The 23,119-nt window shown below is 65.8% G+C and carries 22 protein-coding genes; 11 read left to right on the forward strand and 11 right to left on the reverse strand.

The genetic code is table 11. The features are described from left to right. Positions 1 to 69: 69 nt before the first annotated feature. The 3 genes from HNO51_RS03740 to HNO51_RS03750 form a co-directional block, all read right to left on the reverse strand. Entirely contained in the window at positions 70 to 507 is a 438-nt protein-coding gene (locus HNO51_RS03740; protein ID WP_209538519.1) for a VOC family protein, read from the reverse strand. A 189-nt stretch (positions 508 to 696) separates the two neighbouring features. Next, positions 697 to 1,047, reverse strand: a complete 351-nt coding sequence (locus HNO51_RS03745; protein ID WP_197449691.1) for an antibiotic biosynthesis monooxygenase family protein — start codon at positions 1,045 to 1,047, stop codon at positions 697 to 699. Between the two features lie 13 nt (positions 1,048 to 1,060). Then, positions 1,061 to 2,257, reverse strand: coding sequence for a cytochrome P450 (locus tag HNO51_RS03750; RefSeq protein ID WP_209538520.1), 1,197 nt, complete (start codon positions 2,255 to 2,257; stop codon positions 1,061 to 1,063). A gap of 88 nt (positions 2,258 to 2,345) precedes the next feature. On the opposite strand from HNO51_RS03750, the gene HNO51_RS03755 reads away from it, so the two are divergent. After that, positions 2,346 to 3,065 (forward strand): ArsR/SmtB family transcription factor, encoded by a 720-nt coding sequence (locus HNO51_RS03755; RefSeq protein ID WP_197449693.1) that lies wholly within the window; start codon positions 2,346 to 2,348, stop codon positions 3,063 to 3,065. On the opposite strand, the gene HNO51_RS03760 is transcribed toward HNO51_RS03755, so the two are convergent. After that, positions 3,041 to 3,460 carry a VOC family protein gene (locus tag HNO51_RS03760; RefSeq protein WP_197449694.1) on the reverse strand — a complete coding sequence of 140 codons (420 nt, stop codon included), beginning with the start codon at positions 3,458 to 3,460 and terminating at the stop codon, positions 3,041 to 3,043. The genes HNO51_RS03755 and HNO51_RS03760 overlap by 25 nt on opposite strands. A 301-nt stretch (positions 3,461 to 3,761) precedes the next feature. Between HNO51_RS03760 and ada the strand changes: the two genes are divergently transcribed. After that, a complete protein-coding gene (gene ada / locus HNO51_RS03765; protein ID WP_209538521.1) occupies positions 3,762 to 4,937 on the forward strand; it encodes a bifunctional DNA-binding transcriptional regulator/O6-methylguanine-DNA methyltransferase Ada in 1,176 nt (391 codons plus the stop codon). Here the strand turns inward: ada and HNO51_RS03770 are convergent. Beyond that, positions 4,832 to 5,386 carry an Lrp/AsnC family transcriptional regulator gene (locus HNO51_RS03770; protein WP_209538522.1) on the reverse strand — a complete coding sequence of 185 codons (555 nt, stop codon included), beginning with the start codon at positions 5,384 to 5,386 and terminating at the stop codon, positions 4,832 to 4,834. The two genes, ada and HNO51_RS03770, sit on opposite strands and share 106 nt — an antisense overlap. A gap of 67 nt (positions 5,387 to 5,453) precedes the next feature. On the opposite strand from HNO51_RS03770, the gene HNO51_RS03775 reads away from it, so the two are divergent. Next, positions 5,454 to 6,608: an MFS transporter gene (locus HNO51_RS03775; RefSeq protein WP_234283605.1), complete on the forward strand. Its 1,155-nt coding sequence runs from the start codon at positions 5,454 to 5,456 to the stop codon at positions 6,606 to 6,608. A 29-nt stretch (positions 6,609 to 6,637) separates the two neighbouring features. Continuing rightward, complete coding sequence (locus HNO51_RS03780) at positions 6,638 to 6,979, forward strand: VOC family protein (protein ID WP_242597199.1); 342 nt, start codon at positions 6,638 to 6,640, stop codon at positions 6,977 to 6,979. 30 nt (positions 6,980 to 7,009) lie between these two features. Here HNO51_RS03780 and HNO51_RS03785 read toward each other — a convergent pair whose 3' ends face one another. Then, positions 7,010 to 7,813 (reverse strand): helix-turn-helix transcriptional regulator, encoded by an 804-nt coding sequence (locus tag HNO51_RS03785; protein WP_209538523.1) that lies wholly within the window; start codon positions 7,811 to 7,813, stop codon positions 7,010 to 7,012. A gap of 108 nt (positions 7,814 to 7,921) precedes the next feature. Between HNO51_RS03785 and HNO51_RS03790 the strand changes: the two genes are divergently transcribed. Further along, entirely contained in the window at positions 7,922 to 9,502 is a 1,581-nt protein-coding gene (locus HNO51_RS03790; protein WP_209538524.1) for an MFS transporter, read from the forward strand. 32 nt (positions 9,503 to 9,534) lie between these two features. Here HNO51_RS03790 and HNO51_RS03795 read toward each other — a convergent pair whose 3' ends face one another. Next, entirely contained in the window at positions 9,535 to 10,566 is a 1,032-nt protein-coding gene (locus HNO51_RS03795) for an aldo/keto reductase (protein ID WP_209538525.1), read from the reverse strand. A 99-nt stretch (positions 10,567 to 10,665) separates the two neighbouring features. Between HNO51_RS03795 and HNO51_RS03800 the strand changes: the two genes are divergently transcribed. Continuing rightward, positions 10,666 to 11,592 (forward strand): LysR family transcriptional regulator, encoded by a 927-nt coding sequence (locus HNO51_RS03800; protein ID WP_209538526.1) that lies wholly within the window; start codon positions 10,666 to 10,668, stop codon positions 11,590 to 11,592. Positions 11,593 to 11,608: 16 nt separating this feature from the next. On the opposite strand, the gene HNO51_RS03805 is transcribed toward HNO51_RS03800, so the two are convergent. Further along, entirely contained in the window at positions 11,609 to 12,226 is a 618-nt protein-coding gene (locus tag HNO51_RS03805; RefSeq protein WP_197449705.1) for a TetR/AcrR family transcriptional regulator, read from the reverse strand. A 104-nt stretch (positions 12,227 to 12,330) separates the two neighbouring features. On the opposite strand from HNO51_RS03805, the gene HNO51_RS03810 reads away from it, so the two are divergent. Beyond that, positions 12,331 to 13,071 carry an SDR family NAD(P)-dependent oxidoreductase gene (locus tag HNO51_RS03810; RefSeq protein ID WP_197449706.1) on the forward strand — a complete coding sequence of 247 codons (741 nt, stop codon included), beginning with the start codon at positions 12,331 to 12,333 and terminating at the stop codon, positions 13,069 to 13,071. A 52-nt stretch (positions 13,072 to 13,123) separates the two neighbouring features. On the opposite strand, the gene HNO51_RS03815 is transcribed toward HNO51_RS03810, so the two are convergent. Beyond that, positions 13,124 to 13,828, reverse strand: coding sequence for an FMN-dependent NADH-azoreductase (locus HNO51_RS03815; RefSeq protein WP_209538527.1), 705 nt, complete (start codon positions 13,826 to 13,828; stop codon positions 13,124 to 13,126). 160 nt (positions 13,829 to 13,988) lie between these two features. Here HNO51_RS03815 and HNO51_RS03820 point away from each other — a divergent pair, with 160 nt between their 5' ends. Both HNO51_RS03820 and HNO51_RS03825 read left to right on the forward strand, forming a co-directional pair. Beyond that, positions 13,989 to 14,918, forward strand: coding sequence for a LysR substrate-binding domain-containing protein (locus HNO51_RS03820; protein WP_209538528.1), 930 nt, complete (start codon positions 13,989 to 13,991; stop codon positions 14,916 to 14,918). A 73-nt stretch (positions 14,919 to 14,991) separates the two neighbouring features. Then, positions 14,992 to 15,630, forward strand: a complete 639-nt coding sequence (locus HNO51_RS03825; protein ID WP_209538529.1) for a LysE family translocator — start codon at positions 14,992 to 14,994, stop codon at positions 15,628 to 15,630. 15 nt (positions 15,631 to 15,645) lie between these two features. On the opposite strand, the gene trpA is transcribed toward HNO51_RS03825, so the two are convergent. Next, positions 15,646 to 16,491, reverse strand: a complete 846-nt coding sequence (trpA, locus tag HNO51_RS03830) for a tryptophan synthase subunit alpha (protein ID WP_209538530.1) — start codon at positions 16,489 to 16,491, stop codon at positions 15,646 to 15,648. Further along, positions 16,488 to 17,693, reverse strand: coding sequence for a tryptophan synthase subunit beta (gene trpB / locus HNO51_RS03835; RefSeq protein ID WP_209538531.1), 1,206 nt, complete (start codon positions 17,691 to 17,693; stop codon positions 16,488 to 16,490). Before trpB ends, trpA begins: the two co-directional genes overlap by 4 nt. A gap of 113 nt (positions 17,694 to 17,806) precedes the next feature. Between trpB and HNO51_RS03840 the strand changes: the two genes are divergently transcribed. Together HNO51_RS03840 and HNO51_RS03845 are read left to right on the forward strand one after the other, a co-directional pair. After that, entirely contained in the window at positions 17,807 to 18,703 is an 897-nt protein-coding gene (locus HNO51_RS03840) for a LysR family transcriptional regulator (protein ID WP_209538532.1), read from the forward strand. Positions 18,704 to 18,779: 76 nt separating this feature from the next. Further along, the gene (locus HNO51_RS03845) at positions 18,780 to 23,117 is read left to right on the forward strand and encodes a DEAD/DEAH box helicase (protein WP_209538533.1); all 4,338 of its coding nucleotides are present in this window, start codon (positions 18,780 to 18,782) and stop codon (positions 23,115 to 23,117) included. The last annotated feature ends 2 nt before the right edge of the window (positions 23,118 to 23,119 follow it).

Genomic DNA, 23,119 nt, shown 5'->3' on the forward strand with positions numbered 1-23,119 from the left:
GATTCAGGAGCGGGACTTGTGACAGGGCAGGCTAATCCATCGCTTCCTCTTGCTGCGGATGGAGCGGCCTTAGGCGGCGGCCTGCTGTTCCTTCTCGTAGTTGATCATCCAGGCAACGCCGAACCGATCCACCAGCATGCCGAAGCGGTGCGCCCAGAAGGTCTCCTCTAGCGGCATCTGCACGGTGCCGTTGTCGGCCAGCGCATTGAAGATCCGTTCGGCCTCCTGCACGGAGTCGACGCCGATCGCAATGCTCGCCCCCTTGATGCCTTCGTAGGGCGCAGGGCTGCAGGGGGAGTTGTCCGACGCCATCAACAACTGGTCGCCAATACGCAGTCGTGCATGCATGACAAGATTGCCGGCTTCTTCGGGTATCTCCATGCCTTCGCTGGCAGGCATTTCGGCATAGGTCGCCATAGCCTCGAGCTTGGCGTCGAAGCAGCGCTGGTAGAACTCGAAGGCTTCGCGACAGTTGTCGTTGAAGATCAGGTAGGTGGAAAGCTGCATGGTGGGTCTCCAGGAGAGTTATTTGTTGGTGATACTCCCTTCGTCGATTCAACGTAGACGATTTCGACACGCACCGATCATTTTCTTTCTGCCAGACGTTGGAGGCGGGCGGCCTGCTGGTCCTAGCTCAAGAATGAGCGCAGCTACCCGGTAAGTAAGGGCTTACCGGGGCGCTGTCATTTCTAGCCGTCAGGCCCTGTCATGACGCTCGCGGCTATCGGCCGGCGCCTGGTCGCGTTCGTGCATGCCGTAGTCGCGCAGCACCGTAGCCACGCGCAGGCGATAGTCGTCGAAGACCACTTCGCGGCCCTGTGTCTGGGCCGTGCGGTGGCGCTCGAGCTGGCGCCACTGGGCGACGGCCTGCTCATCGCGCCAGAAGGAGAGCGAGAGGATCTTGCCCGGTTGGGTGAGGCTCTCGAAGCGTTCGATGGAGATGAATCCGTCGATCTCATCGAGCAACGGACGCAGGCTGGCGGCGATATCGAGGTAGTGGTCTCGGCGGCCGGACTTGGGGATGACTTCGAAGATAACGGCGATCATGGCGGCTCCTGATTCAGGCAGTTGAGGATAACGTTACATGGGACGAGCGAAACAGCGGGATGCGGGCATTGAGCGATTCGCGATACATCACCTCGCCGGCCAGCGCCTCGAGCGAGACACCCGAGCGCAGCAGCTCTGCTACACCCGCCTCGGCGATGGCCAGGGCAAGCGTTTCACCGGGGCATGCGTGGCGCCCCAGGCCAAAGGTAAAGCAGTGCTGCGACTGGCGGGCCGGATCGAATCGCTCGGGGTCGACATGACGGGCTGAATCGCGGTTGGCCGCAGCAAGCAACACCAGGATCGTGTCGCCTGCTTGCATCGACTCGCCGGCGATGATTTCGTCGTAAGCGACAAAGCGTCGCGTGTTCTGAATCGGTGCGTCGTGGCGCAGCACCTCCCGCAGCACGGCAGGCAGCAGCGTTGGCTCTTCGCGGACTCGATGATGAAGATGCGGCTCGCGTCCCAGCGCCATCAGCGTATTGCCGATCAGCCCCGCTGTGGCGTCATGGGCCTGTAGCAGGAAGCCGATGACGTTGGCCGTGATCACTGCGCTGTCGATGCCTCGCGCTCTGGCCTGGGCAGTGAGCTGCGTCAGGAGACTGGGCGATGCCGCAGAATGGGTCTCGAGGAGCCGTGCTGTCATGGCTTGCAGTTCGCGTGCGGCGTGCTGGCCCCTCTCCATCTGGGTAATTGTGGTGCCAGGTGCGATGCAGCGCGCCAAATCTCCTGTCCAGCGCGCCAGCGCCGGCCACTGGTCGGACGAGAAGCCAAGCAGGGCCGCGACGCTGTATGCGGGCAGGCGCAGGGTGAACTCTGTCAGGCCAGCGGGCTCGAGCGGAGCGATTTCCTCGAGCAGATAGGACGCGCAGCCCCTGCTCTGGTCTGCTATGTGGTCCTCTTCGAGCGTGGCGAGCGTCGTCGTAACGACCTGCTTGAGCGGGCAGTGCGACTCGCCATCGGTCATCCTGACCAGACTGCCGAAGAGTTTACCCGCCGGCGTGCCCTGCAGTGCCGTTGGCACCGGCTCGTTGGTTGGGCGCACGCGACAGCCGTGATGTTCCAGCACGGCGGCAACAGACTTGGCGGACGAGGCGATCCACATGTTGAGCCCGCTGTCCCAATAGAGCGGATGCTTCTTCACCAGTTTGGCGTAATAGGAGTAAGGGTCATGATGCGTGACGGCCGTCAGTGGGTTGTCTGGCGTAGTCATGGGTGGCTCCGAGCCGTTGTCTGATCGCTCGATTGTGCTGCGTTGGCCTATGCTTGTCAGACAGAAACAGTTAGGTGGAGAGCTAACGATGGTTGAGCCGGATCTGTCACGCCTAGCCCGCACCATTGGCGACCCGACCCGCATGGGTATGCTCGCCTTGCTGATGGAAGGGCGGGCATTGACCGCCAAGGAGCTGGCCTACGGCTGCGGCGTGCAGCCGGGCACGGCGACTGAGCATCTCAAGCGACTGCAGTGCGATAGCCTGATCGAGTCGACGACCCAAGGGCGGCACAAGTACTACCGGCTGGCGTCGGCTGAAGTGGCGCATGCCGTCGAGGCGCTGATGGTGGTGGCCAAACCGATGAGAGTGGTGCCGCCCTGCAGGCGACCGGCCGGCGCGCTGGGGGCTGCGCGATTCTGCTACGACCACCTGGCCGGGGAGTTGGGCACACGGCTGACGGCAGTACTGCTCGAAAGGGAGTACTTGGTCAAAAATGGCGAGGCCATGGACGTGACGGAGCGAGGCAAGGCCTGGTTTGCCGACTTCGGTATCGATGTCGCTACTCTGCGCAAGCGCCGTCGACGTTTCGCCTACCCCTGCCTCGACTGGAGCGAGCGGCGCGATCATCTTGGTGGTGCGTTGGGGGCCGCCATGACCGAGCGCATGCTGGAACTGGGCTGGATCGGCCGGCAGAAGCACTCGCGGGTGGTGAGCATCAGCGAGCTGGGACATCGGGCGCTGACGAGTGAGTTCGGGTTCGTGATCGATGCGTCGCCGACTGATCAAGCGGTCGCGATCTCGTCGTAACCTCTGTTGAGGAATTGCACGAAACAAAAACCGTGGCCGAAAGGGTCGGCCATCAGCGCCAGCTTGCCCCAGCGATCGGTGACGATGGGCTGCTCCTGGGTGGCGCCGGCGGCGATGGCGCGCTCCACTGCAGCCTCGATATCCTCCACCACCACGTCCAGATGTACCGGCGTCCAGTGACGCGTGTAGTGGCGCTGCGCGCCGGGCACGGGCTCTCCTGCGGCATAGGCCGCTGAGCCGGTGGCCTTGGCCAGCAGGTAGATCGGCGCCGGGCCGCCGATCAGTTCGGCACCGTCATCGCCGAAACGGCGGCCGACCTCGAGGCCAAAGGCGTGAACGTAGAAGTCGATTCCACGCTCCAGGTCGTCGACGTCCAGGTTGACGAGAAAATCCATGCTCTCTCCTCCCAACGTGCCAGGTCGAACTGGCAGCCAAGGATTAAGCCCTACCCAGTGAGTAAGTGCTTACCGGGGCGGTGGCTGTGCCTGACAGGGTAGCAGTGCGTTTGAGGATAAGCCCTCACTCCGCTTATTGCCGCCAACAATCCTGATGCGCTGACGGTGCTATGCTGCGAATGTTGCGGAAATGCTTCGAAGCGTCGGGCCTGTTTTGAAAGCAAGAGACGGAGTGTGCCAGGCGGCTACCGGGCTCATCCTGAACTCACGGAAAACGCTGAGCCCACCGTGGAGGTCCGCCATGATCGAGACAACCAGCGACTCACTTGCTCCCTTCGATTCCGATGAGGCGAAATGGACGGCGGTGCTGGCCCGCGACACGTCGGCGGATGGCGCTTTCGTCTACGCGGTGCGTACCACCGGCATCTATTGCCGTCCCACCTGCCCGTCGCGCCGGCCACGCCGCGAGAACGCCGAATTCCATGCCGATGCGACGGTGGCGGAGCGAGCCGGCTACCGGCCTTGCCAGCGCTGCCGCCCTCAGGATGTCTCGTTGGCTCAGCATCATGCCGAGAGCGTCGCCCGCGCGTGTCGGCTCATCGAAGCCGCCGAGGATCTGCCTTCTCTCGACGAACTGGCACAGGCCGCGGGGTTGAGCCGCTTCCATTTTCACCGTGTGTTCAAGTCGGTCACTGGCCTCACGCCCAGGGCCTACGCCGTCGCCCGGCGGGCGGAGCGCGTACGCGAAGAACTCGCCAGTTGCGAAACGGTCACCGAGGCGATGTACGAGGCGGGCTTCAACTCCAGCGGACGCTTCTATGCCGGTACCGATCGCATGCTCGGCATGACGCCCAAGCGTTACCGTTCAGGAGGGAAAGACATGGAGATCCGCTTCGCCCTGGGGGAGTGCTCATTGGGCACCATACTAGTGGCGAGCAGCGAGAAGGGCATCTGCGCCATTTCCCTGGGCAGCGATCCGGAGCAACTGCTGCAGGAGTTCCAGGATCGTTTCGCCAATGCCACCCTCATTCCCGGAGGGAAGGATTTCGATGCCTGGGTGGCCCAAGTGGTGGGTTTCGTCGAAGCGCCGGGCCTTGGGCTTTCGCTGCCGCTGGACATTCGTGGCACTGCCTTTCAGCAACGGGTCTGGCAGGCGCTGACCGAGATTCCCGTGGGCACCACGATCAGCTATGCAGAGTTGGCGGAACGTATCGGTTCTCCCAAGTCGGTGCGTGCCGTGGCCAGGGCCTGCGCCTCCAACCCCGTTGCGCTTGCCATTCCCTGCCATCGGGTCGTACGCAGCGATGGGGCGCTTTCCGGGTATCGCTGGGGCGTGGAGAGAAAACGCACGCTGCTCGGGCGGGAGTCGGTTCAGCCCGACACGTCCCCGGGTGGCGCCACGAGCGGAGCCTCCTCCAGTGCCGAGGTGATCCCCGCCTGCGGAGTGCGCTCGAGAAAGGTCGATAGCACCACATAGCTGCGCGTGGCTTTCACGCACGGCAGGGCATAGAGTCGGGCAAGCAGTCCCTCCAGCGCGCGACTGCTGGCGCAACGTACCTTGAGCAGCATGCAGGCGTCGCCAGCGACCGAATGAATCTCCTCGACCTCAGGCAGCGCCGAGATCGCCAGCAGTTCCTTGGTCTTGCCCCATCCCGTGGAGTCGACATGCACGAAGGCGAGAAACGGCTTGCCGGTGGCGGGGCCATCCAGTACCGCCACCGTGCTGCGGATGCGACCCGACGCGCGCAGCCGCTTCACCCGTTCATGCACCGCCGGCGCCGAAAGGCCGGCGCGATGACCCAGCTCGGCATAGCTAAGCCCGGCATCCACGGCCAGCTCACCTAATATTTTTCGGTCGAAGGCGTCCAGGGGGCGGGGCTCCTGGCCCTTGTCCCGAACGGCTTCTGTATTTTCAAGGTTAGGCATTTCTGCAATTGCTCCGAATGAGATTCCTTTCTTCAATACTAGTGACGAATTTCATCTGGAGCTAGCCGTGATCAGTCGCCGTCTGTTACTCCTGACCTCCGCCATCGCCGTGATCGGTGCCAACTCGCTGGCGCTGAGCCCCATTGCCGCCACGGTGGCGACATCCTTTCCGGGGCGCAGCGCCGCCGACGTGGTAACGGCCGCGGCCCTCTATGGCCTGGCCACGGCATGCAGTGCGCTGCTGCTGGCGTCGCTGAGCGATCGCATCGGTGCCGAGCGTGCCTTGGTGCGAGCGCTGCTCGGGCTGTCGGCTTCCCTGGGCGTCGCTGCGCTCTCGCCGGCACTGTGGACGCTGGTTGCTGCCCAGGCGCTGGCCGGCCTGGCGGCGGGCGTGGCGTTGCCGGCGATCTATACCCTCACCGCTCAGGTGGCCGAAAAGGGGCGCGAGAGCCAGACCTTGAGCTTCGTGCTGACGGGATGGACGCTGAGTCTGGTGGTCGGCGTCGGCCTGGCGGCGCTATTGGCCGACCTGCTGCACTGGCGTGCCGTCTTCTCTCTATTGGCACTGGCTGCCATCGGGTTGGCACTGGGGGTTTCTCGCTGCCACGATTGGGGGGCGAGAACGGTCGGTGAGGCGCCGAGCTCCACCCTGAAGGCCCTGCGTATTCCCGGCATTCACTCGGTATTGCTGAACGTCGCGGCCTACATGACGGCGTTCTACGGCTTGTACACCTATCTTGGCCCGTACCTGGGTGAGGTGCTGCAACTCCCCGCATCCTTCGCGGGGCTGGCCATCGCCGTCTATGGACTGGGCTTTGGCGCCGCCGCGCCGTTGGGTCGGCTGGTCGACCGCTACGGCGCCACTGCTGCCGCTTGTGTGACCTTTGCCGGCCTGATGCTCGTCTACCTGGGCTTGATGGCGGCTGCCGCACTTCCGCCGGTACTGCTGGGGCTGTGTCTTGCCTGGGGCGTGGCCAATCATCTCGGCTTGAACCTGCTAATGCGCCAGCTTGCCGAGATCGATCCGGCGCAGCGGGGTGCCATCATGGGGCTGTATAGCGCCATCACGTATTTGTGCGTGTTTGCCGGCGCGCTGCTCTATCGGCCGCTCTTCACTCACTTCGGCTTTGCCGCCTGCGCCTGGGCCTCGGCAATGCTGGTGCTGCCGGCCCTGGGCTGGGCGCTGGGGCAGTGGCGCAGGAAACAGGCGGCATTGGAGTAGCGAAGTCATTGACGGAAAGGAGCTTGAAAATGATTGCCTACACCATGGTCGGAACCAGGAGCCTGGAGAGAGCGCTGAAGTTCTACGATCCACTTTTCGCTGAAATGGGCTGGGATGTCTGCTGGAAAGACGATTCCTGCATTTCCTATGGCAAAGAGAACGACCTCGACTTTCCCAGGTTTTTCGTCGGCTATCCCTTCGATGGTCAGGAAGCCGGAGTGGGGAATGGCACCATGACGGCTTTCCAGTTCGCCGAACCGGAGCAGGTCGATAGTTATACCGAATCGCCATCGAGCACGGCGGCAGCGATGAAGGCGCTCCAGGCTACCGGCCTCAGTATGGCGAAGGTTTTATGCGGCTTATGTTCGTGATCGCGATGGCAATAAACTGGCTTTTGTCGTTTACCCCGATGAGGTAGATGAAGGGAAATAAACCACCATCCTGAGATGCCGATGCTCGTCCACCAGTAGCGTGGTATGTTCGTACTTCTGCATAGTCGAGTCGGCGTCGAGAAGCGTGCCGATGCCGTAGCGATAGGCTTCATGATTGGGCTGCTCCCACCAGCGGCGAAAATCCGGCGACAGCTTGGCGAGCGCTTCTGTCAGCTCCTGCATAGCGGGGTCTTCGGGGGCGGCGGCCGAGTCGCAGCGGAACTGGGCCAGCAGGCGGGAGGCGTCCTGGCGCCAGTCGGGGAGGCGCCTGCGCAGCGCCGGGTCGGCGAACAGCAGGCGCATCATGTTGCGCTCACCGGGCTCCCTGTCGCTGAAGCCGAGCAGGACATCGGCGATGGCGTTCCAGGCGATGATGTCCCAGCGCAGGTTCATCACATAGGCGGGCCTTGGCATGTCGTCCATCAGCGTCTGCACCAGGGGCGGAATTTCCTGCCACTGGTAGGCCTCCACCGGCGGTGGGCGGCGATGGGCAAGCAGGAACAGGTGGCAGCATTCGGCGTCGTCGAGCTTGAGCGCCTTGGAGACTCGCAGCACGAAGCTCTCCGAGACGTTGATATCGCGCCCCTGCTCGAACCAGGTGTACCAGGTCAGTCCTACCCCGGCGAGGGTGGCCACCTCTTCGCGACGCAGCCCGGGGGTGCGGCGTCGGCCGGTGGAGGGCAGGCCGACGTCGGCCGGCGTCAGCTTGCTGCGATGATGGATCAGGAACTCGGTGAGTTCGCTGCGGGTTCTGTCGAGGCTGCGCCCGGTCATGGCAATACTCCAGGCAGTTACCTCTAGTAATAGGATAACTGGCTATATTGTAACCCTATCAAGATGCACCAAGACTACCATGCCAACCCTATGGAAAGGAGGCATGGCATGGTTTCCCTCGATGAAGGTTCACGTATCGCCCGGCAGCGTGCGGGTTTCAAGGAATGGGCCGGCCTGGCGGTGTTGGCGTTGCCTACCGTGCTGCTCGGTCTCGATGTCACCATTCTCTATCTGGCTTTGCCCGCCCTGGCGGCGGACCTGCAGCCGAGCAGTACCCAGGCGCTGTGGATCATGGATGCCTACGGCTTCATGATCGCGGGCTTTCTGATCACCATGGGTAACCTGGGCGACCGCATCGGCCGTCGCCTGCTGCTGATGATCGGTGCCGTGGCCTTCGGCATCACCTCGGTGATCGCCGCCTACTCCACTAGCGCTGCCATGCTGATTGCCGCCCGAGCAGTGCTTGGCGTGGCCGGCGCGACGCTGATGCCATCGACCCTGGCGCTGATCAGCCACATGTTCGGTGACGTGCGTCAGCGCGCCCTGGCCATTGGTGTATGGGCCACCATGTTCGCCCTGGGCATGGCGCTGGGGCCGGTGGTGGGCGGCGTGCTGCTGGAGCGCTTCTGGTGGGGCTCGGCCTTCCTGGTGGCGGTGCCCGTGGTGGCCGTACTGCTGATCGCGGCGCCAATCCTGCTGCCGGAGTATCGTGCGAAGCGCAGTGGGCGGCTGGATCTCACCAGCGTAGCGCTCTCGCTGGCGGCCGTGCTGCCGGCGGTCTACGGCATAAAGGAGCTCGCCAAGCTGGGGCTCGAGCCCGTTCCGCTGCTGGCCCTGGCGCTGGGTGTCTTGATGGCACTCGTTTTCGTGCGCCGCCAGCAGCATCTGGACGACCCACTGCTCGACATGCGGCTGTTCGGTAGCCGTACGTTCAGTGCCGCGCTGATCGTATTGCTAGTGGGGCTGGTCGGCGTGTCCGGCGTGATGCTGCTGGTGACCCAGTACCTGCAACTGGTGGCGGGGCTCACGCCGCTGGCGGCGGGGCTCTGGATGGGGCCGCCTGCGCTTGCGATGGTGCTGGCAGGCATCGTGGCGCCGCTGGTAGCTCGCCGCATTCGTCCCGGCTACGTGGTGGGCGCGGCCCTGGCACTCTCCACGCTGGGCTACTGGCTGCTGGCCGCCGTCGAGGTGGATGCCAATGGGGTCGGCATGGCGATTGCCGGATTCTCGCTGGTCTATCTCGGCCTGGGGACCATCGCTGCCCTGGGCACCGACCTGGTGGTGGGCGCGGCACCGGCGGAGAAGGCTGGCTCGGCCTCGGCCATGTCGGAGATGGTGCAGGAGCTGGGCGTGGCGCCGGGTGTGGCCATGCTCGGCAGTCTGGCCACCTTCGTCTATCGCGCCCAGGTCAGCGCGACGATGGCCGATGGCGAAGCTGCCGAGGCGGCGGGCGTCGTGGAAGAGAGCCTGTGGGCCACCGTGTCGGCCGGCGAGCGCCTGCCCGCAGGCGTACTGCTGGAAGCCCAGCAAGCCTTCACCGCCGGGCTGAACGTGACCGCCACGGTGGGCGGCATTGCCATCCTGGCGCTGGCGGTGGTCTCCATCGTCAGCCTGCGCCATGTCGGCGCGATAGGTGAGAGCACACTCAGAGAATCCGCGGATGGGTGTGGCTCTTGTTCCACACTTTAGTGGCCGCTTGGTCGAGCGATTCGAACAGGCCTTTATACGGGAGGTGGATTGCGCTCGGCGAACTGGCCATTCCAGTAAGGGTAGTAAGGATAAGGCGGCGTCACGCGGCTGGCTTCGTCGAGCCGCCTTGTCTGCTCCTCGTCGAGCCGCCATCCGCTGGCACCCAGGTTCTCGCGCAGTTGGGCTTCGTTGCGCGCACCGATCAGCACGCTGGAAACCGTGGGGCGGCCGAGCAGCCAGTTGATGGCTACCTGCGGGATCGACTTGCCCGTCTCCTCGGCGATGCCGTCGAGCGCATCGACGATCCGGTACAGGCGTTCGTCGTCCACTGGGGGCGCGAAGCCGGCAGTTTCATGTAGCCGGCTGCGGTCGGGAAGCGCCTGACCGCGTCGAATCCTGCCGGTCAAACGCCCCCAGCCGAGCGGGCTCCAGACGATCGCTCCCAGGCCCTGGTCCTGCCCCAGCGGCATCAGCTCCCACTCGTAATCGCGCCCGACCAGCGAGTAGTAGGCCTGGTTGGCGACGAAGCGGGAGTAGCCGTAGCGTTCGGCCACCGCCTGGGACTTCATGATCTGCCAGCCGGAGAAGTTCGAGACGCCGAGGTAGCGCACCTTGCCGGCGCGCACCAGGTCGTCCAGCGTCGCCATCACGCTCTCCACCGGCGTCATCGCATCGAAGTGGTGAAGTTGAAGGATGTCGATATGGTCGGTATCGAGCCTCTTCAGCGCTTGGTCCGTCGCCTTGAGCAGATGGTGGCGAGAGGCGCCGACGTCATTCGGCTCGTCGCTCATGCGCAGCGTCAGTTTGGTGGAGAGAACGACGCGATCGCGCCTGCCCTTGATGGCGGCCCCGAGAATCGACTCGGACGCTCCCTCGGAGTAGACGTCGGCGGTATCGAACAGGTTGATTCCGGCGTCGAGACAGATATCGATGAGGCGGGTCGCCTCCTTGACATCGGTGTTGCCCCAGGCGCTGAACAGCGGCCCTTTGCCGCCGAAAGTTCCTGCGCCCAGCCCGAGTGACGAAACCTTGAAGCCCGATTGGCCAAGATAGCGATATTCCATGGTTCGACTCCTGTCGGTGGATTGCCGAAGGAGCATAGAACGTTGCGCTTTCAAGATAACCGGCTTAAAACAATAGAGACATTCAACAAGACATTGATAATGAGCCGAGTCGACGACCTCTCATTGTTCCTGCGTATCCTCGACCTGGGGTCGATCAGTGAAGCGGCGCGCAGCCTGGACCTATCCGTGGCCGTCGCCAGCCAGCGCTTGAAGCGCCTCGAACGCGAGCTCGGCGTGCGCCTGCTGCAACGCACCACCCGGCAGCTACGGCCGACGCCGGAGGGCAGGAGCCTGGCCGAACAGGGGCGCGAGGCGGTGGAGGATCTCGAGGCACTGATGAGCGGGTTGCACCAGTCGACGCGCGAGGTCACGGGCACGCTTCGCCTGACCCTGCCGCCTACGTTTGGCCGCCTGTATGTTTCCCCGCTGCTGCCCCGATTCTTGCGCCGGTATCCTCGGCTGCGCCTCGATCTCGACCTGTCCGATCAGCGCAGGGACATCGTGGGGTCGGGGTTCGACCTGGCCATTCGCATCGGCTCGCTAGCGGATTCCAGCATGGTGGCACGCCGGCTGGCCACGAATCGCCGGGTGCTATGCGCCTCTCCCGCCTATCTGAAGCGCCACGGCATTCCACGCACCCCCGAGGAGCTGACCCGGCATGAGTGTCTGGTATTGACCGGTGGGGAGGTGGGGGCCGGCACTTGGCGCCTTCGGGACATCAACGGTGAGTGGTTCGCTGTCAAAGTGGATGGACGCATCCGTAGCAGCCAGGGCGAACTCCTGCGCGACGCCGCGGTGGCGGGGTTGGGCATCGTGCAGCACTCCACCTGGCATGTATGCGACGACCTGCAAGCCGGCCGATTGCAGCAGGTTCTCTCGGACTACGCATTGCCCGAGACGGGCATTCATGCGGTCATGCCGCAGCGTCGCCTTGCGCCGCCGAGGGTGCGCGCCTTTATCGACTTCCTCGTCGAGCAATGGGAGCCTGTGCCGCCCTGGGAACGGCATAAAGAAGACACCAGATAACCGGGGCGCTGATGCTCTAGGCTTGCTGTGCGGAGCCGGTGAGTGCGTCCCAGCCCGCCATGGCGCAGTCGGCGATCGCCAGCAGCGTTTCGCGCGAGGCGCCGTCGCGGGCCTGGATCGACATGCCGTGTTGCAGGGTGACGACGTAGTTGGCCAGTGCGCGGCAGTCCGTCGAGGCGGGCAGCTCGCCTTCCTCGACAGCTCGCTGCAGGCGCCGTTCCAGCAGGTAACCGTTCGACTGTCGGTAGGCTTTCAAGGCATCGCAGACCTGGGCGTTGGCACCCTGCATCTGCGGCGCGGCAAGCACGATCATGCAGCCACGTGGAGAGGGGCCGCGGGTGAAGGCCACGGCCGTGGTGCGCAGTACCTGTTCGATGGCGGCGCGCGCCGTCGGTGCCGTTTCCACCTGCTCCCAGATACCGCTGCCTTCCGTGCGTACGTAGAGTTCCACCGCTTCCTGGAACAGCACCTCCTTGCTGCCGAAGGTGGCGTAGAGGCTGGGTGCGTTGATGCCCATGGCACGGGTCAGATCGGCAAGCGAGGCGTTGTCGTAACCCTGGACCCAGAACACTTCCATGGCCCGGCGCAGGGCCTCTTCCCTGTCGAAGCGGCGGGGTCTACCACGCTGGGGCATGTCTTACTCCTTTTTGTATCGATGACTACAAAATATCTTGACAGTTGCGTGCATGTCTAGCCATCTTGATTTTTGTATCGATCACTATATAAATGGAGTAAAGCATGCAGCGACTGAACGGAAAGACAGCGATGATCACCGGTGGCAGCCGCGGCATCGGTGCCGCCATCGCCCGGCGTCTGGCGGCGGAAGGGGCTGGCGTGGCGGTCACTTACGTCAACGGCGAGGCTCAGGCGCAGTCGGTCGTGGATGGGATCACGTCCGCAGGCGGCCGGGCGGTGGCCATCCGCGCGGATAACGTCGATGCCGCAGCGATCGAGGCGGCCGTGGAGCGCACGGTAGCCGAGCTGGGCGGGCTCGATATCCTGATTAACAATGCGGGAATCTTCCTGACTGGAACGATCGAAGAGGCCACGCTGGAGGAGCTGGACCGCACCATCGCGGTCAACCTGCGTGCCCCGGTCGTGGCGGTGATGGCGGCGGCGGCCCATCTTCCGGAGGGCGGACGCATCATCACCATCGGCAGCAATCTCGCGGTTCGAGTGCCCTGGCCCGGCATCAGCCTTTACGCCATGAGCAAGGCGGGCCTGGTGGGGCTGACCAAGGGCATGGCCAGGGATCTTGGAACGCGTGGCATCAACGTCAACATCGTGCACCCAGGCTCTACCGATACCGATATGAACCCCGCCGACGGCGAACTCTCCGACCCCCAGCGTAGCTTGATGGCCATCCCTCGATATAACGAGGCCGACGACGTGGCCGGCCTGGTGGCTTGGCTGGCCGGCCCCGAGGGCCGATCGATAACCGGGGCGGAGTTTACCATTGATGGTGGTGCCAATATCTAAGAACACTCGACTCTGACTAGCGTGCCGGCTTGCCGCCGGCACGTAGGGTTCATCATGCCGGGTTGAAAATTCGGCTGGTCGTATCCAGCTTTTCCGTTAGCTCTGCCACCAGTGCCTCGATGTCTTGCTCGGCCTGGGCCAGCGAGGCCTGCAGGTGCTCGCCGCCGAACTCGTCGTATTCCACGGCGACAGTGTGCACGTCGTCGATACCCAGGTAGCCGAATACGGTGCGGATATGCGGCTCGACGTGGTTGGCCTGGGCCATGCGCTCGCCTGGCGCGTAGCCGTAGTCGCCCCGGGCGCTCAGCACCACCAGGCGCTTGCTCATCTCGGTTAGCATCGGCCAGTAGGGCAGCCCCTGGCGCGAGCGATCGAAGCCGAAGGTGCGCCCCACCCGCACGATGTTGTCGATATAGGCCTTGAAGCCGGCGGGCACGCCGAAGTTGTACATCGGCACGCCAGCAACGATTACATCGGCCTCCAGCAGTTCGTCGACCAGCGCGTCGCTCTCGGCCAGGACGTCGTGCATCCAGGGCTCGCGCGTCTCCGGCTTGGTGAAGGCGGCATGGATCCACTCTCCGCTGACGGGGTGAGGCGGGTGTTGGCCCACGTCGCGATAGAGAATGCGATCGCCGGGGCGGGCCTTTTGCCATTGCTCGACGAAGCGGGCGCTGAGACGACGGGAATGGGAGCCGTGGGAGTCGATCCCGGAACGGCCGGGACGGGCACTGGCATCGATGTGAAGTAGCGTGGTCATGAGCGTCTCCTGACAAGTAGAATTCAACTTGGTTGGTGCGTGGAAGACAGCATCGACCCATGATAAATGGCTGACAAACGACCATTTCTTGTGGGATGAAATAGATGAGCTTGTCTATGATGGACTTGGCCCTGGCTGGGTTCGCCATGAGGAGACGCCAGTGAATCGACGCACGCTGCCGCTATCGCAACTGCGCGCCTTCGAGGCGGCGGCGCGCCACCGTAGCTTCAAGCAGGCCGCCGAGGAACTGGCCGTGACACCGGCGGCCATTAGCCACCAAGTGCGCGAATTGGAGGCGTTGCTGGGTGTGGCGCTATTCGAGCGGCGTATTCGCCAGGTGGTGCCGACAGCAGCCGCAGAGCATCTGTTCCCGGTACTGCGCCGTGGTTTCGACTCCTTCGCAGAGACCTTGGAAGCGCTGCGTGAGCAGGGCAACAGCGGCAGCGTGACGCTCTCCTGCACGCCGGCCTTCGCCAGCCAGTGGCTGTTGCCGCGGCTGGCCGATTTCAATGCCCGACACCCCGATATCGACTTGCGCATTAACGCCAGCGAAGTGCCTCTGGACCTGTCGCGCAGTGCATCGCTGGCGATTCGCTACGGCATGGGACCCTACCTGGGGCATGAGGCCGAGGTGTTGGCCGAGGATACCTTTGCCCTGGTGGCCAGCCCGCGGCTGGCGCTGGCGGGGTATGGGGATCTGCAGACGGTGCGGCATATCGTCTTCGACTGGTACAGCTCGTCGCTGGGGCTGCCCTCGTGGCAGCACTGGTGCCAAGCGGTGGGCGGCACCACTGCCGACTTAGGGGCGAGCTTGACCTTTTCCGACGAGAGCCATGCCATCCAGGCCGCCATCGCCGGCCAGGGAGTGGCGCTGCTGAGCCTCACGCTGGTGAAGGCGGAACTCGAGAGAGGCGTACTACAGGTGCCCTTCGGGCCGAGGTTGCCGGGACTGCGCTATCAGCTGGTTCGGCATCGGCGTTTTGCCGGACATGCCGAGCTGGAGCAGGTCGCGGCGTGGCTGCGAGGTGCTTTTGCCGGGATGGCCAGCGAGCAGAGCGATGCTGCAAAGAGGGGGCCTGCCCATCATTGATTTTTCTTGTCGGGTGCCGAGGTGCGGCGCATCCTGACATGCGTCGATGACAAGAGATGACGAGGAGAAAGCCGTGCTGCCGTTGTCCGATCTGCTGCTTTTCGCCCTGGCCGCCTTGGTCGTGGTGCTGACCCCCGGGCCGAACATGATCTACCTGATCTCGCGCTCGATCTGTCAGGGGCGGGCCGCGGGCGTGATCTCGCTGTTCGGCGTGCTGGCCGGTTTCCTGGTGCACATGCTGGCGGCGGCCGTTGGCTTGACCGCGCTATTTCTCGCCATACCGCTGGCCTACGAGGTCCTCAAGTGGGCTGGCGCGCTGTACCTGCTCTTCCTGGCCTGGCAGGCGGTCAGGCCAGGCGCGCGCTCGCCCTTCGAGGCGCGCGCGCTCCCTGCGGATCGGCCTCGCAAGCTGTTCCTGATGGGCTTTTTGACCAACCTGCTCAACCCCAAGATCGCCGTGTTCTACCTGGCGATCTTCCCGCAGTTCGTCTCGCCCGAGCATGGCCCCGTCTTTCTCCAGAGCCTGGTGCTGGGCTTCACCCAGATCGGGGTGAGCTTCACCGTCAATCTGGCGATTGCCCTGTCGGCGGCGGGTATCGCCGGCTGGTTTCAGCAGCGTCCCACCTGGCTGGCCGTGCAGCGTTACGTCATGGGCGGCGTGCTGGCCGGCATGGCGGCCAGGCTGGCTGCGGAGCCGCGGCAGGGCGTCTAGGTTCCCAAGCCAGCATTACGCGTTGGCAGCCCGGCGCACGCCTGCGGCCAGTTCACGCACCAGGCCATGCACTGCCTCGACGGCACCATGTCGACTCTCAGCGCTTTCGATGCCTTCCACCAGGGCCGAGCCGACCACCACGGCGTCACTGAATCGGCCAATCGCTTGCGCTTGTTCGGCAGTGCGAATGCCGAAACCGACCGCAATCGGCAGGTGGCTCTGCTCGCGCAGCCGGCCCACCATACGCTGGACATCCTGTAGCGGCGGGGCGCTACCACCCGTGATGCCATTCACCGAGACGCAATAGAGGAAGCCCGAGGCATTCTCCAGTACCCGGGGCAGCCGCTTGGCGTCGGTGGTTGGGGTGGCGAGGCGGATGAAGGCAATACCGTGCTCCCTGGCGGGCAGGCACAGCTCGTCGTCATGTTCGGGCGGCAGGTCGACCACGATCAAGCCATCGATACCGGCATGGGCCGCATCGGCCAGGAATCGCGCCACGCCGTAGCGGTGGATGGGGTTGTAATAGCCCATCAGCACCAGTGGCGTTTGCGAATCCCGTTGGCGGAAGGCGTGCACCAACTCGAGCGTCCGGGTCATGGTTTGTCCGCCCTCCAGGGCGCGTAGCGCTGCCTTCTGGATCGTGGGGCCATCGGCCATGGGATCGCTGAACGGCATGCCGATCTCGATCACGTCGGCACCTGCCGCGGGCAGCCCCTGGAGGATTTCCAGCGAGGTCTCGAAGTCGGGGTCGCCGGCAGTGACGTAGGTTACCAGGGCCGGCCTGTGTTCCGCCTTGAGCGCGGCAAAGCATGCATCGAGGCGAGTGGCGGCGTTCACGGGGTTCTCCTTGGCGGCGTTCATTGGAAGTTCTCTCCCAGGTGTTGGGCGACGCTCATCATGTCCTTGTCGCCGCGCCCGCTCAGGTTGACCACCATGAGGTGGTCGCGGGGCAGCGACGGCGCGCGCTTGGCGACCTCGGCCAGGGCGTGGGCCGACTCGAGCGCGGGAATGATCCCTTCCTGACGGCAGCAGCACTGGAACGCCGCGAGCGCCTCGTCGTCGGTGATCGAGACGTACTCGACGCGCCCCTGCTCATGCAGCCAGGCATGCTCGGGGCCGATACCGGGGTAATCGAGCCCGGCGGATATCGAGTGAGCATCGATGATCTGGCCATCCTCGTCCTGCAGCAGGTAGGTGCGGTTGCCGTGCAATACGCCGGGCGCACCGCCGGTGAGGCTCGCCGCGTGCAGGCCGGTCTCGAGGCCCTTGCCACCGGCCTCGACGCCGATCATCTGGACCGACTCATCAGCGAGGAAAGGGTGGAACAGCCCCATCGCATTCGAGCCGCCGCCGATGCAGGCGACGAGAGAGTCGGGTAGGCGTCCTTCCTTCTCGAGAATCTGCGTGCGGGTCTCGCGTCCGATCACCGCCTGGAAGTCACGCACCATGGCGGGGTAGGGGTGCGGTCCGGCCACGGTGCCGATGATGTAGAAGGTGTCATCGACGTTGGTCACCCAGTCGCGCAGCGCCTCGTTCATCGCATCCTTGAGCGTGCCGGTACCCGTCGTCACCGGAATGACCTCGGCGCCGAGCAGCTTCATGCGAAACACGTTGGGCTGCTGGCGCTCGATGTCGGCCGAGCCCATGTAGACGACACAGGGCATGCCGAAGCGTGCCGCGACGGTGGCAGTGGCGACGCCATGCATGCCGGCGCCTGTTTCGGCGATGATGCGGGTCTTGCCCATCCGCTTGGCGAGCAGGATCTGTCCGATGCAATTGTTGATCTTGTGAGCTCCAGTGTGATTGAGCTCCTCGCGCTTGAGATAGATCCTGGCGCCGCCAAAGTGCTCGGTAAGACGCTCGGCAAGGTAGAGCGGGCTGGGCCGGCCAACGTAATCGCGCTGGAAGTAGGCGAGCTGGCGCTGGAATTCGGTGTCCTGCCGGGCCGCATCGTATTCGCTCAGAAGCTCACTGATCAGCGGCATCAACGTCTCGGGGACGAAGCGTCCGCCGAAGCGGCCGAACATGCCATGAGCATCGGGCTGCATCGAAAGGTCGGTCATGGAGTACCTCGAAGGGTCAGGGAGCTTTCGATGAAGCTAGCGCAGGCAGGCGGGGCAAAAAATCGATAAGATGGCTGCTATATGTGAGCCAGGATCACAGATCGATGCACTCCATGCCTTCTCTCAGCGCACTGCGCGCCTTCGAGGCCACCGCGCGGTTGGGTAGCGTCACGGCCGCGGCGAATGAACTCAGCGTGACTCACGGTGCGGTCAGCCGTCAGCTGCGGAGCCTGGAAGAGCATTTCGGCGTGGCGCTGTTCACCAAGGCGGGTCGCGGCCTGCAGCTCACGAGTCACGGGGAGCGGCTGCAGCACGGCGTTGGCGAGGCGTTCCTGCGCCTGCGAGACAGCTGCGCGCAGTTGAAGCGTGACGTCGAGGCGGCGCCGTTCATCCTGGCCTGTCCGGGTAGCCTCCTGGCACGCTGGCTCATTCCGCGCCTCGACCAGCTTCATCGTGCGCTGCCGGAACTCAAGCTGCATGTCGTCGCCAGCGAGAGCGAAGCGACCCCGGGAAGGGACGAGGTCAGCGCAACGCTGACGTTTGCTGAACCGCCATGGCCGGCCGACCTGGAGGTGATCGAGTTGGCCGCGGAACACATCGGCGCAGTGGTGAGCCCGCAGCTGGCCGCCCGGTTCGATCCCCAGCGGCCGGCGACACTGTTTGACGCCAAGCTGCTGCATACCGCCTCGCGGCCTCAGGCCTGGCCGCACTGGGCGCGTGCACATGCGCTCGATTCGGCGCGTCTCGACCGGGCGCTGGCCGAAGGGCAGGGCTTCGATCATCTCTATTATCTGATCGAGGCGGCAGTGGCCGGATTGGGGGTGGCGATAGCGCCCCGGCTGTTGGTCGAGGACGAGCTGCGTCAGGGGCGGCTGATCGCACCGTGGGGCTTCGTCGAGACGCCCGCCCGGCTATGCCTGTGGCTTTCCCCCACTGACAATCGAGGGTACCGCGCTCGGCTCATCGAATGGCTCGAGCGTGAGCTGAACGACACGCTCTCTTCGCGGTAACCGGCGACTGCTCCGGGAACATCGCGTATCTCCCCGCACTCGATTACGTTGTAGGAAAGCGATCTCCGGAGCGCCCATGCCGCTCGACGTCTTCCATCCCGCTGTCAGCCAGTGGTTCACACGCGCCCTCGGTGTGCCCACCGAGGTCCAGGCGCGCGCCTGGCCAGCCATCGGCGATGGCGGCCATGTGCTGATCGCCGCCCCCACCGGCTCGGGCAAGACGCTGGCGGCGTTCCTCGCCGCCATCGATGGCCTGGTGCGCCGTGGGCTCGACAGTGAGCTGCCCGACGAAACCGTGGTGCTCTACGTCTCGCCGCTGCGCGCGCTCTCCAACGACATCCAGCGCAACCTGCAGGCGCCGATTCGCGGCATCGCCGAGGGGCTTTCGGCCGAAGGCCGGGAGGCGCCGGAGATACGCGCCTGGGTGCGCACCGGGGATACCACCTCGTCGGAGCGCGCGCGCATGCGCAAGCGTCCGCCGCATATCGTGGTCACTACGCCGGAGTCCCTCTACGTGCTGCTCACGTCAGACTCGGGGCGGCGGATGCTCTCCAGCGTGCGCACGGTAATCGTCGACGAGATTCATGCGGTGGCCGGCACCAAGCGCGGCTCGCACCTGGCGCTGTCGCTGGAGCGGCTGGCCGGGCTCACCGCGCGCCCGCCGCAGCGCATCGGGCTCTCGGCGACGCAGAAGCCGGTCGAGGCGGTGGCCGCGTTCCTTACCGGCGGCAGTGAGTGCACCATCGTCGACACCGGCCACGTGCGCCGGCGCGACCTGGCCATCGAAGTATCCGGCTCGCCGCTCACTGCGGTGATGGCCAACGAGGTGTGGGAAGAGGTCTACGACCGCCTGGCAGCGCTGGTGAGAGAACATCGCACCACGCTGATCTTCGCCAACACCCGGCGGGTCTGCGAGCGTGTGGCGCGCCACCTGGCCGACCGGCTGGGGGATGAGTGGGTGACCTCGCATCACGGCAGCCTGGCCCGCGAACACCGCCTGGACGCCGAACAGCGCCTCAAGCAGGGCACGCTGCGTGCGCTGGTGGCCACCGCCTCGCTGGAACTGGGCATCGACATCGGCGAGGTGGATCTGGTCTGCCAGCTCGGCTCGCCGCGCTCGATGTCGGCCTTCCTGCAGCGGGTGGGTCGCTCCGGCCATGGGGTGGGGCGCGTGCCCAAGGGGCGGCTGTTCCCACTGACCCGCGACGATCTGGTGGAGTGCACGGCGCTGATGGGCGCGGTGCAGGCCGGCGAGCTCGATCGGCTGCACATTCCCGAGGGGCCGCTCGACGTGCTGGCCCAGCAGATCGTCGCCGAGGTCGCCGGGGCGGGGGAAACCGAGGAGAGCGAGCTGTTAGCACGCATCCGCTCTGCCTGGCCCTACCGTACCCTGAGCGAGGAGCGCTTCGACGCGGTGGTGCAGATGCTCGCCGACGGCTACACCACCCGGCGCGGGCGGCGCGGGGCCTACCTGCATCGCGACCGCGTCAACGGCCGCCTGCGCCCGCGGCGCAATGCGCGGCTCGTCGCCCTGACCAACGGCGGGGCGATCCCCGACCACTTCGACTACGACGTGATCCTGCAGCCCGAGGAGATTCGCGTCGGCACCGTCAACGAGGATTTTGCCTTCGAGAGCATGCCGGGCGATATCTTCCAGCTCGGCAACCAGGCCTATCGCATCCTCAAGCTCGCCACCGGCAAGCTCTACGTCGAGGACGCCCGCGGCGCACCGCCCAGCATCCCGTTCTGGTTCGGCGAGGCGCCGGCGCGTACGGAAGAGCTCTCGCAGGCGGTGTCGCGGCTGCGCGAGGGGATCGACCGGCAACTGGCCGAAGGCGACGAGGCCGAGGCCCAAGCGTGGCTGGAAGCCGAATACGGCCTCACGCCCGATGCCGCCGAGCAGTTGGTGCGCTACCTGGCCGTGGCGCGGGCGGCACTCGGTGTGATTCCCAGCCAGCGCCACCTGGTGCTGGAACGCTTCTTCGACGAGGCCGGCGACATGCACCTGGTGCTGCACTCGCCGTTCGGCTCCAAGCTCAACCGCGCCTGGGGCCTGGCGCTGCGCAAGCGCTTCTGCCGCAAGTTCAACTTCGAGCTGCAGGCGGCAGCGCTGGAGGACAGCATCGTGCTGTCGCTGGGGCCGACCCACAGCTTCCCGCTTGACGAGGTGTGGAGCTATCTCAACGCCAGGACGGTGCGCGAGGTGCTGATCCAGGCGCTGCTCGATGCGCCGATGTTCGGCCTGCGCTGGCGCTGGAACGCCTCGGTGGGGCTCGCCGTGCCGCGTACCCGCAACGGTAAGCGGCGCCCGCCGCAGCTGCAGCGCCAGGACTCCGAGGACCTGCTCTCGGTGGTGTTTCCCGACCAGCTCGCCTGCGCCGAGAACCTGGCGGGGGCGCGGGAGCTGCCCGATCATCCGCTGGTCGACCAGACCCTGCACGACTGTCTGACCGAGGCCATGGACATCGACGGCCTCGAGCGCCTGTTGGCGCGCCTCGAAGCCGGCGAGATCGCCGTCAGCGGGCGCGACCTGGCGGTGCCCTCGCCGCTGTCGGAAGAGGTGGTCAACGCGCGCCCCTACGCCTTCCTCGACGACGGCGCCCAGGAGGAGCGGCGCACCCTCAGCGTGCGCACCGGCGGCGCGCTCGACGTGGCCGAGGCTGCCGCCTCGGCGCGCTACGCTCCCGAGGTGGTCGCCCGGGTGCGCGAGGAGGCCTGGCCCGCCCCCCGCGATGCCGACGAGCTGCACGACGCGCTGGTCGTGAGCGGCTTCATCGCCGGGCGCGAAGCCGCAGAGGAGTGGCGGCCGTGGTTCGACACGCTCGCCCGGGACAGGCGTGCCGCGGTCGTCGCGCCACCCGACGGCGAGCCGCTGTGGACGGCAGCGGAACGCCTCGGCGAGCTGCTGGCGCTCCATCCCGGTGCCAGCGTCGAGCCGCCCATCGAGGCGGCGGGCGAGGCGCCGGAAACCCCCGACGAGGCACTGACCGAGCTGCTGCGCTCGCGGCTCGAGACGCTGGGGCCGGTCACCGCGGCCAGTCTCTCCACGCCGCTCGCCATTTCGCTCGAACGCACCATGGCGGCGCTGGCACGTCTGGAGGTCGAAGGCTTCGTGCTGCAGGGAAATTTCCTAGGTGGCAGCGAGGTGGCCTGGTGCGAGCGGCGCCTGCTGGCGCGCCTGCATCGCTATGCCATCGACCGCCGTCGCGCCGAGATCGAGCCGGTGAGCATCCAGCACTACCTGCGTTTCCTGCTCGACTGGCACGGCCTGACCGAGCCCCCGCAGGGGCCGGAGGCGCTGGCCGCGGCGGTGGAGCGGCTGGAGGGCTTTCCCGTGGCGGCAGGCGCCTGGGAGAGCGACGTGCTGCCGGCGCGGGTGGCCGATTTCTCGCCGCACATGCTCGACCAGCTGCTCGCCAGCGGACGCTTCATCTGGCTGCGCCTGCTGCCACCCAGAATCGCCGAGGGTGACGAACGCCAGCGTCCCGGTCCGCTGCGCAACACGCCGGTCGCGCTCATCGATCGCCAGGCATTGCACGACTGGCGTCAGGCGGTGCCGGCCCCCGAGCTGGAGGAACTTCCGCTCTCCGGCGGGGCCCGCCGGGTGCTCGAGGCGCTGCAGGGCGGCGGGGCCATGTTCTTCGCCGACCTGCTCGGCCCCGCCCACATGCTGCGCACCCAGGTGGAGGAGGCGCTGGGCGAGCTGGCCTCCTGGGGGCTGGTCACCTCCGACAGTTTCACCGGCCTGCGGGCGCTGATCGCCCCGGCCAGCAAGCGTCCGCCCATCGCCGCGGGCGGGCGTCGGCGCAGGCGCTATGCGCCGGGAGTGGACGCCGCCGGGCGCTGGTCGTGGCTGCCGGCACCCGAGCGTGAGTCGCCCATCGGGAAGCGTCGCATCACTACCGACATGGAGAGCCTGGAGCATATCGCCTGGGTGCTGCTGGAGCGCTACGGCGTGGTGTTTCGCCGTGTGATCGAGCGTGAGCCGGCATTGCCGCCCTGGCGCGAGCTGCTGTATGTCTACCGCCGCCTGGAGGCGCGCGGCGAGATCCGCGGCGGGCGGTTCGTGCAGCAGTTTGCCGGTGAGCAGTTCGCCCTGGCCGAGGCGGTGGGAGGGCTCAAGGCCATGCGCCGCCGGGAGCCGGACGGCACCCGCGTGGTGGTGGCTGCCGCCGACCCGCTCAACCTGGTGGGCATTCTCACGCCCGGCACGCGGTTGCCGGCGGTGTCGGGCAATCGCCTGCTCTATCGCGACGGTGTGCCGGAGGCAGTGCTGCAGAATGGCGAAGTGCACTTTTTCGAGACGCTGCCCTCCGAGGCGAAGTGGCAGGTGCAGCAGCTGCTGCGGCGCGGGCCGGGGCATGAAAAACCCCCGACACCAGAGGTGCCGGGGGCTGCGATATCGATGCGGTGACG

The organism is Billgrantia sulfidoxydans (assembly GCF_017868775.1).
Taxonomy (GTDB): Bacteria; Pseudomonadota; Gammaproteobacteria; order Pseudomonadales; family Halomonadaceae; genus Halomonas; species Halomonas sulfidoxydans.